This window comes from Clostridium sp. AF34-10BH, from assembly GCF_003478095.1.
Lineage (GTDB): Bacteria > Bacillota > Clostridia > Lachnospirales > Lachnospiraceae > Acetatifactor > Acetatifactor acetigignens.
In genome coordinates this window covers 22,331-39,587 of the sequence record NZ_QUEC01000014.1, presented here as the reverse complement: position 1 = coordinate 39,587, position 17,257 = coordinate 22,331, and the positions used below count along the sequence as shown (strand labels likewise).

Here is a 17,257-nt window from a genome sequence, read left to right as displayed (position 1 = left end):
GTATATCAGTATTCCGGAAAAAGTCAAGCCCGGGTACAAGGATTTTTGTAAATGGTGAATTTTATTGACGAAATCAAAAGAGAGTGTTAAGATAATAATAAAAGAAAAGAGTGTTACCGTACAGCAACGGTTCACCTGGTTTTTAGTTACAGATCAAGAAAGCAACCTATTCCTGGCGAGGGCGGTTGCTTTTTTGATGTTTATGTTTCCGTGCAGTCTGTACGATACTGATAAGCGTTACGATGATACTGATGATCGTAACAACAATACCGACAATGCCTACCATTGTTTCCAGCATCTTATGTACCTTTCAATAGATTTCCCATCTGTATCACCTCCAATAATACTGGAAGCTCTCAAAATGTCATCATTTTGGCGAAAGGTGAACCGCTTACCGTTTTGGTAACACTCCACTATTATTATAAAATACAATGCCGGGAATAGATACTTTAGATTCGGAAAATAAGTAACGAAATATGCCATGCGGAAATTGGCTGTTTTCCCGAAAATAAAATTTGTGCAAAATAACCAATAGTTGCATTTTCCACATAAAAATGCGAAAATATAGGATAGTGCATTGATTGCAAGGAAGTAAGGAGAAAGCTATGTATATTATCGCAGGGTTGGGAAATCCAGGCAAAGAATATGAAAATACCAGACATAATATCGGGTTTGATGTCATAGACAGATTATCAGAGGAAGAAAATATCGCCGTCATGGAGAGTAAGCATAAGGCGCTGATCGGCAAGGGCTATGTGGCCGGACAGAAGGTGATCCTGGCGAAGCCCCAGACTTTCATGAATCTGAGCGGTGAGAGCATCCGGGAGATCGTGGATTATTACAAGGTGGATGACACCGCGGAACTGATCGTGATCTCCGACGATATCAGTCTGGATGTGGGACAGATCCGTATCCGCAAAAAAGGCAGCGCCGGTGGCCATAACGGCCTCAAGAATATCATCAAAATGTTAGGGCATGATACTTTTATCCGCGTGCGTATGGGCGTGGGAGAGAAGCCGAAGAATTTCGATCTGGCAGACTACGTGCTGGGACATTTTCCGGCGGAGGAACGAAGCATCATGGACGAAGCGGCGAAGACCGCAGCAGAAGCTATCCGTATGATCATCACTGAGAATGCGGATGCAGCCATGAACCATTTTAACAGTAAGAAAGCGTAACGGTTGTATAGTAAGAGGAAAAAGCGATGCAGGCACTGATTGCGCCACTGAAAGAACTGGCGGAATATGATGAGATCCGGAAAGTGACCAGACAGGGAAAAGGAACCGTAGCTCTGTCCGGCTGTGTGGACTCCCAGAAACTTCATATGATCTACGGACTCAGCGATGGCCTGAAATACAAGGTCATCGTTACTTATAGTGACTTAAAGGCCAAAGAGATCTACGAGGAATACCGCTTTTATGACAGAAATGTCATGCTGTATCCGGCGAAGGACCTGATCTTTTTCCAGGCGGATATCCACGGCAATCAGCTGGTGCAGAAGCGGATCAAGACCCTGCGCAGAGTCGTGGAGGGTAAGCCGGTCACCATTGTTACCACCTATGCGGCACTGATGACACCGCAGGTATTGTGGGAGGAGAAAGACATCATCCGCACCGAGCGGGGCGGCAGTCTGGACGAGAGCAAACTGGCATCCAGACTGGTGGCTATGGGATATGAGAAAGCCTATCAGGTGGAAAGCCCGGGGCAGTTCTCCATCCGTGGCGGCATTGTGGATATCTTTGATCTGACGGAGGAAAACCCCTATCGTATCGAACTGTGGGGAGATGAGGTGGAGTCCATCCGCAGCTTCGACATCCTGAGCCAGCGTTCCATTGAGAAGCTGGAAAGCATCACTGTCTACCCGGCCACAGAGTTTGTACTGTCGGAAGAGCAGATCCGCAAGGGCATCAGTAAGCTTGAAAAAGAAGCAGACAAACAGGAAAAAATCTTCCGGGATGCCCACCAGCCGGAGGAAGCCCACAGGATCGCCACACAGGTCAGCGAATTGAAAGAGCAGCTGCTGGAGTTCCAGAGTAAGATCAATCTGGAAGGCTACATCCGTTATTTTTATGAAAATACGGTAACCATGCCGGAACTGCTGTCAGATATGGCGGGGCGTTCTCTTGTCTTCTACATCGATGAACCGGCGAGAGTGAAGGAACAGGCGGATGCCATCGAACTGGAATTCCGGGAGAGCATGGAACAACGTGCCAGAAAAGGTTATGTGCTGCCGGGACAGATGAACATTCTCTACAGTGGGGAACAGGTAGCGGCTACTTTAGAGAAAAATGCCGTGGTGACCCTGGCTACCATGGAGACCAAGTACGGATATTTCAAGAAAGAAATGCATGTGGATATTGCTGCCCGCAACATCGCCCCTTATAACAACAGCTTTGAAGCACTGGTCAAGGATCTGAAAAAATATAAAAAGAACGGCTACCGGGTGCTGCTGTTGTCCGGTTCCCGTACCAGAGCCAGACGTCTGGCGGAGGATCTGCGGAACACCGAGGATGCCGGACTGACAGCAGTATACACAGAAGACCCCATGAGGGAAGTACAGCCGGGAGAGATCCTGACCTATTACGGGCATGTGAACAAGGGCTTTGAGTATCCCTGGCTGAAATTCGTGGTGCTGTCCGAGAGTGATATTTTCGGAGCGGAGAAGCGTAAGAAAAAGAAGAAAAAGCTCTATCAGGGGCAGAAGATCAATGATTTCAACGACCTGAAGATCGGGGATTATGTGGTACATGAGACCCACGGACTGGGCATCTATAAGGGCATCGAGAAGGTAGAGGTAGACAAGGTCGTCAAGGATTACCTCAAGATCGAATACCGGGACGGCGGCAATCTGTACATTCTGGCCACCGGACTGGATGTGATCCAGAAGTACGCCTCCGCCGATGCAGCGAAGAAGCCGAAGCTGAACAAACTGGGCGGCAAGGAATGGGAACACACCAAGACGAAGGTACGCAGTGCCGTCAGCGCCGTGGCGAAGGATCTGGTGGAATTATACGCTGTCCGACAGCAGAGCGAGGGCTATGCTTTTGGAAAAGATACGGTGTGGCAGCGGGAGTTCGAGGAAATGTTCCCCTTTGAAGAGACAGAGGATCAGCTGAATGCCATCGCGGACACCAAGGCGGATATGGAAAGCCATCGGATCATGGACCGCCTGATCTGCGGAGATGTGGGCTACGGCAAGACCGAGATCGCCATCCGGGCCGCTTTCAAGGCTGTGCAGGAGGGAAAACAGGTGGTCTATCTGGTGCCCACCACCATTCTGGCACAGCAGCATTACAACACCTTTGTGCAGAGAATGAAGGATTTTCCCATCAACATCGCATTGATGAGCCGTTTCCGTACGCCATCGGAGATCAAAAAGACGGTGAAGGATCTGGAAAAGGGCATGGTGGATATCGTGATCGGTACCCACAGAGTATTATCTGCGGATGTGAAGTTCAAGGATCTGGGTCTGCTGATCATTGACGAGGAACAGCGTTTCGGTGTGGCCCATAAGGAGAAGATCAAGAAATTAAAAGAAAACGTGGACGTGCTGACCCTGACGGCAACCCCCATTCCCCGGACACTGCATATGAGCCTGATCGGTATCCGGGATATGAGCGTGCTGGAGGAGGCCCCCAATGACCGACTGCCGATCCAGACTTTTGTCTGCGAATACAATGACGAACTGGTGAGAGAGGCCATTGTCCGGGAAATGGCCCGGGGCGGACAAGTCTACTATGTCTACAATCGGGTGAACAATATTGCGGATATCGCGGCACAGATCGCAAAGCTTGTGCCGGAAGCCAACGTTGCATACGCCCATGGACAGATGAAGGAACACGAACTGGAGCGGATCATGTTTGATTTCATTAACGGAGAGATCGATGTGCTGGTGTCCACCACCATCATAGAGACCGGACTGGATATTTCCAATGTCAACACCATGATCATCCACGATTCGGACAATCTGGGATTGTCCCAGCTGTATCAGCTCAGAGGCCGTGTGGGGCGTTCCAACCGGAATGCCTATGCTTTTCTGATGTACAAGCGGGATAAGATGTTAAAAGAAGTGGCGGAAAAGCGGCTGGCGGCCATCAAGGAATTTACGGATCTGGGCAGCGGCTTCAAGATCGCCATGCGTGATCTGGAGATCCGCGGCGCCGGTAATCTGCTGGGATTAAGTCAGCACGGACATATGGAGGCCGTGGGATATGACCTGTACTGCAAGATGCTGAACGAAGCGGTGCAGAACCTGAAGGGCATTCATACGGCAGTGGATTTCGCTACGGTGATCGATCTGGATGTGGATGCTTACATTCCGGCGGAATACATTGTCAACGAGACACAGAAGCTGGATATTTACAAACGGATCGCCGGCATCGAGACGATAAAAGAACGGGATGACATGAAGGATGAGTTGCTGGACCGCTTCGGCAACATCCCCAAGGCAGTGGACAATCTGCTGCGGATCGCCCTGATCCGTATGGCGGCCCACGGTCTGGACATGACGGAGATCAAGGGCAAGAACGAACGCATTACCTTCAACTTCCGGCCGGATGCGAAGATCGATCCCCGCAAGATTCCGGATTTCCTGAAAAAGCATAAGGACGAATTAAGCTTTACCGCTTACGGCAATCCGTTTTTTACCTATAAGTATAAAAAGACGGGACTGGTGGAGACCGATGCGGAGCTTTTGATGGGCAGAACCGAGGAATTATTGGAAGAAATGAAAGAATTGGTGCTGGAAACAGAGCCGGTTCAGAATAATTAAGAGAGTTTTATGGGACTTTAAAAATGATACCTTTTTATCAGAACAGGGAACGAAAGGATTCTGATAAGGAGGTATTTTTTATGAAAGGATATGTGACTGCCAGCGGATATATGGGATATGTGGAGAATGAATATATCTTATTTGCCAGCGAGGATGATTATTTTGAATATGTGGATTCGTTAAATTTTTAATTAATGTCCAGTGTCTTTACCGGGGCTGTGTATATGTGATATAGTACAAATGTAAAGAAAAATGTAAGGGGTTTCAATGCTGCACTGTAAGGAGTAGCGGTGAAATTCTGATAAAGCATTTGGCAAAATATGCAGATGGGAGTTTATATTATGGAACTGACTGAGAAGAAGGAATTTGACCTGCTCTCCCTGGGAGAGATCATGCTGAGATTATCACCGCCCGACAATGAGCGTATTACCAGAGGCGACAGCTTCAGCAAGCAGGCAGGAGGCGCAGAACTGAATGCCATTACCGGTGCGGCAATGCTGGGATTGCGCTGCGGTATCATTTCCAAGCTTCCGGCCAATGACCTGGGTGTATATATCAAGAACCGTGTACGTCTCTGCGGTGTCAGCGATGACTATCTGGTATACGATGATGACAAGGATGCCAGACTGGGCGTGTACTACTATGAGAATGGTGCTTACCCCAGAAAGCCCCGTATTGTATATGACCGTAAGAATACCTCCATCAACAAGCTGACCGTTGATGACTATGATGACAAGATCTACAGCGATACCCGCTGTTTCCATACCAGCGGCATTACACTGGCGCTGAGCCCCGAGCTGAGAGCAACCGCTGTTGAGATGATCAAGCGTTTCAAGGCACAGGGAGCCATCATCTCCTTTGATGTGAACTTCCGTGGGAACTTGTGGACCGGTGCTGAGGCGAAGGAATGCATCGAATCCATTCTGCCTTATGTGGACATCTTCTTCTGCTCCGAGGACACGGCGCGTCTGACCTTCCTGAAGGAAGGCGATGCCAAGAGCATTATGAAGAGCTTCACGGAGGAGTATCCGATCTCCATCGTGGCATCCACACAGCGTATTGTACATAGCCCGAAGCGTCATACCTTCGGCTCCATTATCTACAGTGCCAAGGATGATACCTATTATGAGGAAGCACCTTACACCGATATCGAAGTCGTAGACCGCATCGGAAGCGGTGACGCTTATATCTCCGGTGTCCTGTACGGACTGTTGGCACATTCCGGTGAGTATCAGAGAGCACTGGAATATGGCAATGCCATCAGCGCACTTAAGAACACCATCCCCGGTGACCTGCTGTGCACCGACTTAAAGGAGATCCAGGGGATCATCAAGGAGCACAAGTCCACCGGACGTATTGCGGAGATGGACCGCTAAAGCATTTCCCCTTCTTATCTGATCGAACAAATAGAAAACACAAAGCTCTGCCATGTTAATTTAAGTGCATGGCAGGGCTTTTTCTGTTTATTTTTAACAAAATTGAGCCTAAAATATATTAAAAAGTCTGCTATACAAGGTTAAATTAGTTTGATATACTAAAGACTGATATATTACTAAAAGCAGGATATTATCAGACGGAAGATTTGAGAAACGGAAGGGAGACAGCAACTTGGAAAAGGAAGATCGTATCCGGCAGAAAGAGCAACGGAAAGAACTGTCTCCTGCCGAGAAATGGCAGTATTTTATAGATTATTACCTGTGGATCACCATAGGTGTGGCAGCGGGGATTGCTGTTGTTATTTTCCTGATCGTACATTTTGCCACCAAGACCAGCTTCGTCATGGGAGTCATGGCAGTGAATACGGACGGAGAGCACATCGAAGCCACCGGTCCGGATTATTTTACGGATTTCCTGCGGGAGCACGGTGTGACTTCCAAACGGGATGTGGTCAACTTAAACTATACGATCTGGATCGATCCCAACTCGGATTCCGATGTGGATTCCACGAATCTCAGCACGATCCAGGTATTGTTCATGACCCGGTCGGTGGATGTGTTTTTTTCTGACGAAGAGTTTTTGAAGCTCATGGGCGGCACGGATTATCTGGCGGACCTGCGGGATTATCTGCCGGAGGAACTGCTGGCCCAATACGAGGATCAGCAGATCACGGTGCACACCATGACGGGAGAAACGATTGTGGCAGGGATCCGGCTGGAGAACAACGAATGGGTAAGGAAGACCGGATGGTATCAGGAGACCGCAGCCGTGGGGCTGGCGGATGGCATGAAGAATCCGGAGCTGGCAGTGGCACTGTTGGAGGAGATCCTACAGTAGTTCCGTCACGGCTGCCTGCGCCTGCGGCAGATGATGCGCTGTGGGAACGTGGATGACAGAGCACGATGGGAACAGAAAGACATGGAGTATAAATAGGGCATGGAAAACATGGACGCAAAAGGAAATGACAGAAAACACTATCGGGGAATCGAGAAACAGACGGACAATCCGTTTTTGAACCTGTATCACATTGATGCCCTGGGACGGGACGGAACACCGTTTCATTATTATTTTGCGTCCCGAAATGATGAAAACAATATCAAACACAAGACCCACAGTATGCGCCCCGAGGGCATGGCGGTCTACGCAGTGACAGAGGACGGAGAGAAACTGGTGCTGGTGCGTCAGTACCGGTATCCCGTGAATGATTATCTGTATGAATTGCCGGCGGGACTGATCGAGCCGGAGGAGACCGCTTCGGAGGCCGCCTGTCGGGAAATGATCGAGGAGACCGGCTGGAAACTGGAAGTCTACGAAGGCGGAGAACCGGCTTTCCGAAGAGGATTTTTCCTGGCACAGGGGCTGACAGACGAGAGCGGCAGCATGATTTTCGGAACCGTGACAGAGAATGTGGGACAGCAGATGGAAAATACCGAGGATATTCAGGTGATCCTGGCAGACAGACAGGAAGTACTTCGTATCCTGCGGGAAGAACGGGTGTCCATGCGCTGTGGACTGATGCTGATGCAGTTTTTGAAGACAGAACCGGAAGCACCGTTTGCTTTTTTATATTTGTGACAGAACCCTTGGGCGATTTATTATTCGGAAATGCCCGGAAGAACCGATATTGTGAAAACGGCTATTGGTTATTAATTTTTATAAAGGAAGAGGTAAATTATGGCAATCAGATACATCGAACAGGACAGAACCTTCTGGTTGGACACGGAACACACCAGCTATCTTCTGGCAATTGTAGATCAGGAGAATTTTGTGGGACACGTATATTACGGTCAGAAATTGCAGTATACCGAGAATACACCGGCACCGGTATATTTGCTGCGTATGGGAGAAGCACCCTTCGTTCCGTCACAGAATAACAGAGAGCGTGTGTCATTTCTGGATTCTTTCCCCATGGAATATCCGGGAAACGGTCTGGGAGATTACAGAGAAAGCGCCATTTCCGTGCGGACAGCACAGGGACATGTAGGAGTGCAGTTACAGTATGTCTCTCATGAGATCGTAAAGGAGAAGCCGGCACTGCCGGGACTTCCTTCCACATTTCCGGGGGATGAGGACTGCGATACCCTGATCCTACATCTGGCGGATCCGGTCATCGGTCTGGCTGCAGACCTGATCTATACTACATTTGAAGAGGAAGATGTGATCACCCGCAGTGTGATCCTGAAAAATACGGCAGGGCAGCCTATTTATGTGACAAAAGTTATGTCTGCCTGTCTGGATCTGGACGGCACGGATGAAAAGTATGACATTCTTACGCTGCACGGCTCCTGGGGGAGAGAGCGCCAGATGGAGAGAAGAAGTCTGATGCACGGCAAACAGAGTGTTGGCTCCGTGCGGGGAGAATCTTCCCATCAGGAGCATCCCTTTATCGCACTGCTTTCTGCGGATGCCACGCAGGATGCCGGTGAAGTCTACGGTATGCACTTTGTATACTCCGGCAATTTTCTGGCACAGGCAGAGCTGTCACAGTTCGACTCCATCCGTATGACTATGGGGATCCATCCGGAGAATTTTGTATGGAAGCTGGAGCAGGGAGAAAGCTTTGCTGCGCCCGAAGTAGTAATGACTTATTCTTCAGAGGGGCTTAGCGGTATGACACATCATTATCATGATATGTACCGCGAGCATCTGATCCGTGGAGAATACCGGGATAAAAAGCGTCCGATTCTGATCAATAACTGGGAAGCTACGTACTTTGATTTTAACACCGATAAATTATTAAAGATTGCAAAGCAGGCATCAAAGCTCGGCATTGAGATGCTGGTCATGGATGACGGCTGGTTCGGACACCGTAACGATGACAGTACCAGCCTGGGTGACTGGAAGGTCAATGAACAGAAGCTTCCGGGAGGCCTGAAGCCTCTGGTGGATCAGGTCAATGCTCTGGGAATGAAGTTTGGTATCTGGTTTGAGCCGGAGATGATCTCCCCGGATTCGGATCTGTACAGAGAGCATCCCGATTGGGCCATCGCCATTCCGGGACGGGCAGGCAGCTTATGCCGGAACCAGTATGTTCTGGATCTGTCCCGTAAGGAAGTCAGAGACCATGCCTTTGAAAGCGTGGCGGCAGTGCTGCACAGCGCCAATATCGAATATGTAAAATGGGATATGAACCGGCAACTGTCGGATCTGGGAAGCGTGGAACTGCCCGCAGACCGTCAGGGTGAACTGTATCACAGATATGTGCTGGGAGTCTATGAACTGCAGGAGAGACTGCTGGCAGAATTCCCTCATCTGCTTCTGGAGAACTGTTCCGGTGGCGGAGCGAGATTCGACCCAGGTATGTTGTATTACAGTCCGCAGATCTGGTGCTCCGATGATATGGATGCCATCGAGCGGTTGAAGATCCAGGAAGGAACAATGTTATTGTATCCGCTGTCCACCATGGGCGCCCATGTGTCGGACTGCCCGAATCATACGGTGGGCAGAGTGACACCTTTCGAGACCAGAGGGCATGTGGCGCTGGCAGGCACCTTTGGCTACGAACTGGATATCACGAAGATCCCGGAGGAGGACAGACAGCAGATTCCCGCACAGACCGCCATGTATCACAAATACAACGATCTGATCCGCAGAGGGGACTATTACCGGATCGCCTCTTTCCTGGAAAATGGAAACTACGACTGTTACATGGTAGCCTCCAAGGATCGGACAGAGGCACTGGTAACCTATGTACAGGTACTTTCCCGGCCCAACTTCCACAGCAGAAGAGTACGTCTGAAAGGACTGGCACCGGAGAAGCAGTACCGTATCGAGGAGACAGGGGAAGTCTCTGGCGGTGATGTGCTGATGCAGGCGGGATTATTGGTGGCACCTTTGTGGGGGGACTATCGCAGCAGGCTGATCCACCTGACCGAGGTGTAAAATTAAGGCAGTGACATGCCTTGACAAACGATTTTTAGAAATCTAATATGGAAGTATAATTGACGATTTATCGGGAAATGTGTAAAAAACAGCGATAAGGAGTACAAGATTATGGCAAAAGCAGTAAAATTAGCAGATATCGCAGAGAGAGTTGGAGTCAGCACAGTAACAGTGTCCAAGGCATTGTCCGGACAAAAGGGTGTCAGCGAGGAAGTCCGGGAGAAGATCCGCAGTATTGCGGAGGAACTGGGTTATCAGCAGCCGTCAGCGGCAAGAAAAAGTCAGAACCAGAAGAGCTACAATATCGGTATTCTGATCTCTGAGAGATTCCTTGATAAATATGAATCGTTTTACTGGCAGATGTACCAGGTGGTAGCTACCAGAGCCACGGCAAAGGAATGCTTTACCATGCTGGAGGTCATCGGAATGTCAGAGGAAGAGAACGGCAGAATGCCGAAGCTGGTACAGGAACGCAAGGTGGATGGCATTATCGTTATCGGTAAGATGATGGATACTTACCTGCAGCATCTGAATACAGAAGCCGGGATCCCGGTGATCTATCTGGATTATTATAACGGAAGGGAAGCCAGTGACTCTGTGATCTCCAACAGCTACTACGGAACCTATGAGCTGACCTACTATCTGTATCGGATGGGACATCGCAAAATTGCTTATGTGGGAACTTTACTTGCCACCGAGAGTATCACGGATCGTTATTTCGGTTACCAGAAAGCATTGCTGGAACTGGGGCTGGAACAAAAGAGAGAATGGGTGCTGGATGACCGTCATATTGAGACCGGCAAGATCGATACGGTGAATATGTTGCAGATTCCCAAGGATATGCCCACGGCCTTCGTATGCAACTGCGATCTGACCGCCAGCTTACTCATCAAGAAGCTGAGAGAGAACGGATACCGTGTGCCGGAGGATATTTCCGTGGTAGGTTTTGATAACTACCTGTATCCCGGCCTCAGCGACATCCGCATTACTACGTATGAAGTAGATATGGGAGAGATGGCGAGAAGAGCCCTTCATAATATGATCAAGAAGATCACCAGTGATAATTATAAGTCCGGAGTTACCGTGGTGGAAGGCCGACTGGTACTGAAGGACAGTGTGTCTCACGTATAGACTGCGGTGCATTCTGCCTGTAGACGAAGGGTGTGACACCGGTGTGCTTTTTGAACAGGTGGATGAAATGATTGGTATTGTCGATGCCTACCATAGCCCCCACCTCGTGAATTGGATTATCCGTAGATAGGAGCAGTGATTTTGCTGCTTCTATTTTTTTCCCTTGAAGATATTGCAGCGGGGAAGTATGGAATGTAGCGGAGAATTCCCGACACAGACGGTAGCGGCTGATGCCCAAAGTCTGCTCAAAGTATTCCAAAGAGTGATTTTCAGCATAGTTTTCCTCAAAATCCGCTTTCATGGACAGCAGATAAGAAGGAATGGGCTTCACATCCCGGGAGACGGACAGGGCGGACAGCATCAGTTCTACGAACATGTCGGTCAGCTCCCGGTGAAGCTGTATCTGCTCTGCAGGAGTCGGGGTGAATGAAAATTTGGTCAGCTGCTGCATCCGCTGTGAAACGCAGGAGCCGATGGGAATCGGGTAACAACAGGTAAAAGCAGCCTGAAATATGCTATAATAAGAAGAAAGCTCCGCTCCACTTAAGAAAAACATCTGAAAACGCCACTTTCCCTGCAACAGCCGGAGAGAGAACCCCTGGCTGCAATCTAAGAACAACAGATGCTCGTGATCCAGGACCACCTCGCTGCCCAGGGTAGTAAGGACGGCACTGCCCTCTAAGGTGTAAAGCAGCAGATATGAGGGAAAAGGGTTCCATTCATAATAGAAAGGATCCGAGAGCCGGAATTCTCCACCGGCCAGGGGCAGTAAAAAGCTCTTGTCTTCCAGGGATACTTTATAGATCTGCCCCAGCAGGATTTCCGGGGAACGCTGCCCCTCCACATCGGAGGAAGTGTGCCTCAATGCATTGAGAAAAGTGGTGGAAATGTTCATACAAAAACCTTGCCTTTCCGCAATCTTCAAACTTCGGCTGCTTTAGCAGCTTGTGCAGGAACAAAACTTCATGTGAAGAATTTATTTTTCACACTAGAAACATGCTTTTTTGAAAAAATTAATTAAGCTTAAATACATTATAAGCCATTATTTAAGCTGTTTCAATGACAAAGGATGCAAAGAAAACAAAATTAGTTAATTAAATCAGCTAATTTAATTCAAATTAATTACTTTAATTGTATAATATGTACAAAACATAGGCATAGAACTTGTGAAAATAGAAGATAATAACGAAAATAGCAAGAATAAGAGATTAAAAACAAGAATAGTTGATGATTAATTAATATGATTATGTATAATTAAATTAAGTTACAAAACAGTAAACGCTATCAAATATAGCAAAAAACAAGGAGGCTAAATCCTCTCCTCGTCAGAGGACTCGGATTTTCCTTCGGAAAACTAGGAGGATTTCTTATGAAGATGAAAAAGTTTTTAGCTCTTTCCACAGCATCAGTCATGGCACTGTCTATGGCAGCATGTGGAAGCACAGACAACGGCGGCGCCGCTGAGAGTTCTGTAGCAAGCACCACTCCCGCAACTGCAGAAGCTTCCAGCGAGGCTGCAGCACCTGCAGAGGTTACCAGCCTGAATTACGCAGAGCTTACTTTGGGTGAGGATTACACCGACATTACCACGACCATTAAGGTCCTGACTAACCGTACCGACCTGTTAGAGGACGGCGCAGCAGTTCCTTTCCAGACTTACATTGATGCATTCAACGAGATGTATCCCAACATCACTGTTGATATTGAAGGTATCACCGACTATGCAAGTGATACGCTGCTTCGTCTGCAGGGTGGTGACTGGGGCGATGTTATGTTTATCCCCGCAGTTGACAAGGCTGACTTAAGCACATACTTCCTTCCTCTTGGAACTACTACCGAGATGGACGGACAGCTGAACTACTACAACCAGATGTACGAAGGCACTGTATACGGTGTTCCTTACACCGCAGGTGTTAGCGGTGGTATCGTATATAACAAGGCAGTATTCGAAGCAGCAGGAATCACTGAGATGCCTAAGACTCCCGAAGATTTCATCGCAGCATTAAAGCAGATCAAAGAGTATGACAGCTCCATCATTCCTCTGTACACCAACTACGCAGCTGGCTGGGCAATGGGCGGCCAGTGGGATCCCGCTATCAGCGGCAGTGCTACCGGAGACAGCACTTATATGAACCAGAAGTTACTGCACACAGCCAATCCTTTTGCTGATCCCGGCGACGGAACAGGCGCTTACAACGTATACAAAGTAATGTACGATGCAGTTGCTGAAGGCCTTACCGAGGAAGACTACTCCACCACGGACTGGGAAGGTTGTAAGGGTATGATCAACAATGGTCAGATCGCTTGCATGGTTCTTGGCTCCTGGGCAGTTCCTCAGATGAAGGAAGCCGGTGACAACGCTGACGACATCGCTTATATGCCTTTCCCTATTACCCTGACCAGCGGTAAGCAGGCAGCATCTGTAGGCCCTGACTACAGCTTTGGTATCAATGCCAGCACCACCGAAGACAATCAGGCAGCAGCTCTGTGCTTCGTTAAGTTCATGACAGAAGAATCCGGATTCTCCTATGACTGCGGCGGACTTCCCGTTGCTATCAAGGATACCAGATTACCGGATTTCTACGCAGCATTCAAGGGTATCGACTTTGTAGTGGATGAGCCTGCGATCGAAGGCGAAGAGGATCTGTTAAACGAGCTGAATGCTGAAAGTGGTCTTAACATCAACAACAACGGTGAGACCAAGCTGCAGGAGCTGGTAGAGTGTGCAGCAGATGGTTCCAAGACCTATGATGAGATCATCGACGAGTGGAACGAAGAGTGGACTTCCGCACAGGAGAGCTGTGGTGTAGAGATCCAGTAATTAATAGGTAACTAATTTAATCTTCTGAAGTGAGAGGGAACCATTTATCCGGTTCCCTCTTATCTAAGAGAGAAGGGTATGGAGGTATTTCGATGAGTGCAGAGACAATGAAGAAAACAAAAAAACCCTTCAGCATGAAAAAATGGGTAAAGAGCAGGAACGGACAACAGACCATCGTCATACTGTCCTTCATGATCATTCCCCTGCTTTTGCTGTTCGTGTTCACCTATCTTCCTTTTGGAGAGATGGTAAAATTCAGTTTTTATAAAATGAAATATGCTACCCCGGTAGACAAAAGACAGTTTGTAGGATTTCGGAACTACATCGACGTATTTAAGAAAGATGAATGCTTCAGTGCTTTGAAGCTGAGCCTTTATTACATGGCAGGCGCAATGGTGCAGCTGGTACTTGCGTTGTACCTGGCAACGATCCTTAGCTTTAAGACCAAGTTTGGCAATATGTTCAAGGGATTCATGTTCTTCCCTTATCTGATCAGTGGTATTGCCATTGGATTTATCTTCAAATTCTTCTACACCAGAGGATTTGTATTCGATACGGTATTACAGTGGTGTGGATTTAACTTAGAAAGTCTTCCGTTCTGGCTGAAGGACAAGAGCGTTAACAATATCTCTCTGGTGGCTTCCTCGGTATGGCGTTATTACGGCAACAACATGGTACTCTTCATCGGTGCCATCATGTCCGTGGACTCCGAGATGTACGAGGCAGCAGAGCTGGACGGTGCCAATAAATTCCAACAGTTTATACATATTATCTTACCCAGCATTAAGACCATCGTTACGCTGAACGTGATCCTGTCTATCACAGGTTCCCTGAGTGCTTTCGATCCTCCCTACGTTATCACCAAGGGTGGCGGCGGAACCGCAACCTACTTCGTATTGATGGACAAGATCGCACATACCAACCAGCAGGTAGGTCTGGCGTCTGCTATGGCGGTGGTACTGTTACTGATCATTTTTGCAGCAACAATTTTACAAAAGCTTTTCTTCAAACTGGTATTTAGAAGCTCCGATGCGGATAATGAAGAATATACCAGAAGAAAACGGCTCAGAAGAGAGAGAAGATGGAAGAAGGAGGCAGTGTAAAATGGCAAAGATGAAAACTAACCACAAACATTACAGCGCAGGCGCTGTCATCTGGATCATCATTAAATATTTCAGCCTGGTATTTTTCTCCTTCGTGGCACTTTTGCCTATTGTATCCTGTGTCATCACAGCATTCAAGACCGATGCAGAATATCAGAGCACCAATGTTATGACCCTGCCGGAAAGCTGGCTGAACTTCCAGAACTTTATTGATGCATTTAACCGTGCCAATATGGGCAGAGCCTATCTGAATTCAGCGATCATCCTGGTATTTGTACTGTTAGGCTCCGTCCTGGTGGGAACACAGCTCGCTTATGTACTGAACCGATTCAAGTTCCCCGGCAACGGCCTGATCCGCAGCCTGTTCCTGTTCGCAACCCTCCTTCCCGGAATTGCCATGCAGGTATCTGTGTACCAGATCATGAGTAACCTTGGATTTATCAATCATCTGTATGGTTATATCATTATGAGTATGGGTACGGATGTTATCTCCATCTACATCTTCATCCAGTTCATGGAAAACATTTCGGTATCGTTGGATGAATCCGCATTTATTGACGGAGCCTCCTATTTTACCATTTACTGGAAGATCATTCTTCCGCTTCTGAAGCCCGCTATCGTAACTTCGATGGTGCTTAAGGGAGTAGGCGTATATAACGAGTATTATTGCGCCAGTCTGTATCTGCAGGACAAGAGGACTCTCGGTGTGGTAGCAACCTCCCTGTATACCTTCACCGGACCTCTTGGCAGCAAATACAATCTGATCTGTGCAGGTGTACTGATGTCTCTGCTGCCTGCATTGATCGTATTCCTGCTCTGTCAGAAACAGATTTACAGTGGAATCACCTCCGGCGCTGTCAAGGGTTAATACAAAGGAGAGTGTGGAACATGAAAAATGCGGAAACAAAGAAAATGAGAGAAGAGATCAAAAAGCATCTGACCGAAGGAATCATTCCTTTCTGGAAAGGGATGCGGGATGACGAGTTCGGCGGTTATTACGGTTTTCTGGACTACGATCTGAATCTGGATAAAAAGGCGGAAAAAGGCTGTATCCTGAACAGCAGGATCACCTGGTTCTTCTCCAACGCATATACACTGTTGAAGGACGAGAGTCTGTTGGAGGAAGCAAAGCACGGCTACGATTTCCTGAAAGACCATTGTCTGGACAAAGAATATGGCGGTATCTACTGGTCCCTAAACTATGACGGAACCCCGAAGGATACCACAAAACATACCTACAATCAGGCATTCTGCATCTACGCGCTGTCCTCTTACTATGAGGCCAGCGGGGATGCAGAAGCCCTGGAGCTGGCGAAAAAGCTGTTTACTCTGATTGAGACTACGTGTATGGATGAGGTGGGATATCTGGAAGCATTCACCAGAGACTTTAAACCGGAATCCAATGAGAAATTGTCGGAGAACGGTGTTCTGGCAGACAAGACCATGAATACCCTGCTTCATGTTTTTGAAGCTTATACGGAGCTGTACCGGGTATCCGGGGATGAAAAAGTGCGCAGACGCCTTCTGTGGATCATGGATGTGTTCGCTGAGAAAGTTTATAATCCGAAGCTCCACAGACAGGAAGTATTTTTCGATAAGCATTATAATACCATTCTGAATCTGCATTCCTACGGCCACGACATCGAGACGGCATGGCTGATCGACAGAGGCTGCAAGGTTCTGGATGATCCGGAACTGACGCAGAAGATGTATGCCATCACCAGAGACCTTACCGCACAGATCTATAAGGTGGCATTCGACGGACACTCTCTGGCCAATGAATGTGACAGAGGTGTCGTGAATGTACACAGAGTCTGGTGGGTACAGGCGGAGACCGTGATCGGTTTCTTAAACGGCTATGAGAAAGAGCCGGAGAAAACGGAATATCTGGAAGCCGCAGAGAAGGAATGGGCATTTATCAGAGATCATGTGATCGATAAGAGACCCGGTTCCGAATGGTTCTGGGAAGTGGATCCGGAAGGAAATCCCTATCCTGACCGCCCCATTGTGGAGCCTTGGAAATGCCCTTACCATAACGGCAGGATGTGCATGGAGATCATGAAGCGTATTCCCGAATAAAACTGTAACGGGGGACCTCCAGGAGGTTATGAA

Annotated in this window: 13 protein-coding genes; 11 read left to right on the top strand and 2 right to left on the bottom strand. The window is 48.2% G+C overall.

Annotated features, from left to right (window positions below; all coding sequences use genetic code 11):
• Positions 1-166 precede the first annotated feature (166 nt).
• Entirely contained in the window at positions 167-298 is a 132-nt protein-coding gene (locus tag DWZ61_RS20390; RefSeq protein WP_279220499.1) for a hypothetical protein, read from the bottom strand.
• Between the two features lie 307 nt (positions 299-605).
• Between DWZ61_RS20390 and pth the strand changes: the two genes are divergently transcribed.
• From pth to DWZ61_RS10595, 7 genes are all read left to right on the top strand, one after another.
• Positions 606-1,178 (top strand): aminoacyl-tRNA hydrolase, encoded by a 573-nt coding sequence (gene pth / locus DWZ61_RS10625; protein ID WP_117465743.1) that lies wholly within the window; start codon positions 606-608, stop codon positions 1,176-1,178.
• A 26-nt stretch (positions 1,179-1,204) separates the two neighbouring features.
• Positions 1,205-4,771 (top strand): transcription-repair coupling factor, encoded by a 3,567-nt coding sequence (mfd, locus tag DWZ61_RS10620; RefSeq protein ID WP_117568895.1) that lies wholly within the window; start codon positions 1,205-1,207, stop codon positions 4,769-4,771.
• A gap of 341 nt (positions 4,772-5,112) precedes the next feature.
• Positions 5,113-6,147, top strand: a complete 1,035-nt coding sequence (locus DWZ61_RS10615) for a sugar kinase (RefSeq protein ID WP_181968658.1) — start codon at positions 5,113-5,115, stop codon at positions 6,145-6,147.
• A gap of 232 nt (positions 6,148-6,379) precedes the next feature.
• Positions 6,380-7,045 (top strand): hypothetical protein, encoded by a 666-nt coding sequence (locus tag DWZ61_RS10610; protein WP_117465744.1) that lies wholly within the window; start codon positions 6,380-6,382, stop codon positions 7,043-7,045.
• 99 nt (positions 7,046-7,144) lie between these two features.
• Positions 7,145-7,783, top strand: a complete 639-nt coding sequence (locus DWZ61_RS10605) for an NUDIX hydrolase (protein WP_022313611.1) — start codon at positions 7,145-7,147, stop codon at positions 7,781-7,783.
• A gap of 99 nt (positions 7,784-7,882) precedes the next feature.
• Positions 7,883-10,090 carry an alpha-galactosidase gene (locus DWZ61_RS10600; RefSeq protein WP_118538445.1) on the top strand — a complete coding sequence of 736 codons (2,208 nt, stop codon included), beginning with the start codon at positions 7,883-7,885 and terminating at the stop codon, positions 10,088-10,090.
• A 111-nt stretch (positions 10,091-10,201) separates the two neighbouring features.
• Positions 10,202-11,221, top strand: a complete 1,020-nt coding sequence (locus DWZ61_RS10595) for a substrate-binding domain-containing protein (protein ID WP_118538443.1) — start codon at positions 10,202-10,204, stop codon at positions 11,219-11,221.
• Here DWZ61_RS10595 and DWZ61_RS10590 read toward each other — a convergent pair.
• Positions 11,169-12,116, bottom strand: a complete 948-nt coding sequence (locus DWZ61_RS10590; protein ID WP_118538441.1) for an AraC family transcriptional regulator — start codon at positions 12,114-12,116, stop codon at positions 11,169-11,171. The genes DWZ61_RS10595 and DWZ61_RS10590 overlap by 53 nt on opposite strands.
• Positions 12,117-12,590: 474 nt before the next feature.
• On the opposite strand from DWZ61_RS10590, the gene DWZ61_RS10585 reads away from it, so the two are divergent.
• The 4 genes from DWZ61_RS10585 to DWZ61_RS10570 all read left to right on the top strand — a co-directional run bounded on the left by DWZ61_RS10585 (position 12,591) and on the right by DWZ61_RS10570 (position 17,224).
• Positions 12,591-14,042 (top strand): ABC transporter substrate-binding protein, encoded by a 1,452-nt coding sequence (locus tag DWZ61_RS10585; protein WP_118538439.1) that lies wholly within the window; start codon positions 12,591-12,593, stop codon positions 14,040-14,042.
• A 92-nt stretch (positions 14,043-14,134) separates the two neighbouring features.
• The gene (locus DWZ61_RS10580; RefSeq protein WP_022313615.1) at positions 14,135-15,145 is read left to right on the top strand and encodes a sugar ABC transporter permease; all 1,011 of its coding nucleotides are present in this window, start codon (positions 14,135-14,137) and stop codon (positions 15,143-15,145) included.
• 1 nt (position 15,146) lies between these two features.
• On the top strand, positions 15,147-16,013 hold the full coding sequence (locus DWZ61_RS10575) for a carbohydrate ABC transporter permease (RefSeq protein WP_242993539.1): 867 nt from the start codon (positions 15,147-15,149) through the stop codon (positions 16,011-16,013).
• Positions 16,014-16,033: 20 nt separating this feature from the next.
• Positions 16,034-17,224 carry an AGE family epimerase/isomerase gene (locus DWZ61_RS10570; protein ID WP_118538437.1) on the top strand — a complete coding sequence of 397 codons (1,191 nt, stop codon included), beginning with the start codon at positions 16,034-16,036 and terminating at the stop codon, positions 17,222-17,224.
• The last annotated feature ends 33 nt before the right edge of the window (positions 17,225-17,257 follow it).

Excerpts from the sequence above, each read along its gene's own strand:
- DWZ61_RS10590 (WP_118538441.1), bottom strand. The coding sequence starts at position 12,116 with ATGAACATTTCCACCACTTTTCTCAATGCATTGAGGCACACTTCCTCC.
- DWZ61_RS10605 (WP_022313611.1), top strand. The coding sequence starts at position 7,145 with ATGGAAAACATGGACGCAAAAGGAAATGACAGAAAACACTATCGGGGA.
- DWZ61_RS20390 (WP_279220499.1), bottom strand. The coding sequence starts at position 298 with ATGCTGGAAACAATGGTAGGCATTGTCGGTATTGTTGTTACGATCATC.
- DWZ61_RS10580 (WP_022313615.1), top strand. The coding sequence starts at position 14,135 with ATGAGTGCAGAGACAATGAAGAAAACAAAAAAACCCTTCAGCATGAAA.
- DWZ61_RS10585 (WP_118538439.1), top strand. The coding sequence starts at position 12,591 with ATGAAGATGAAAAAGTTTTTAGCTCTTTCCACAGCATCAGTCATGGCA.
- DWZ61_RS10595 (WP_118538443.1), top strand. The coding sequence starts at position 10,202 with ATGGCAAAAGCAGTAAAATTAGCAGATATCGCAGAGAGAGTTGGAGTC.
- mfd (WP_117568895.1), top strand. The coding sequence starts at position 1,205 with ATGCAGGCACTGATTGCGCCACTGAAAGAACTGGCGGAATATGATGAG.
- DWZ61_RS10600 (WP_118538445.1), top strand. The coding sequence starts at position 7,883 with ATGGCAATCAGATACATCGAACAGGACAGAACCTTCTGGTTGGACACG.
- DWZ61_RS10575 (WP_242993539.1), top strand. The coding sequence starts at position 15,147 with ATGGCAAAGATGAAAACTAACCACAAACATTACAGCGCAGGCGCTGTC.
- DWZ61_RS10570 (WP_118538437.1), top strand. The coding sequence starts at position 16,034 with ATGAAAAATGCGGAAACAAAGAAAATGAGAGAAGAGATCAAAAAGCAT.
- DWZ61_RS10615 (WP_181968658.1), top strand. The coding sequence starts at position 5,113 with ATGGAACTGACTGAGAAGAAGGAATTTGACCTGCTCTCCCTGGGAGAG.
- pth (WP_117465743.1), top strand. The coding sequence starts at position 606 with ATGTATATTATCGCAGGGTTGGGAAATCCAGGCAAAGAATATGAAAAT.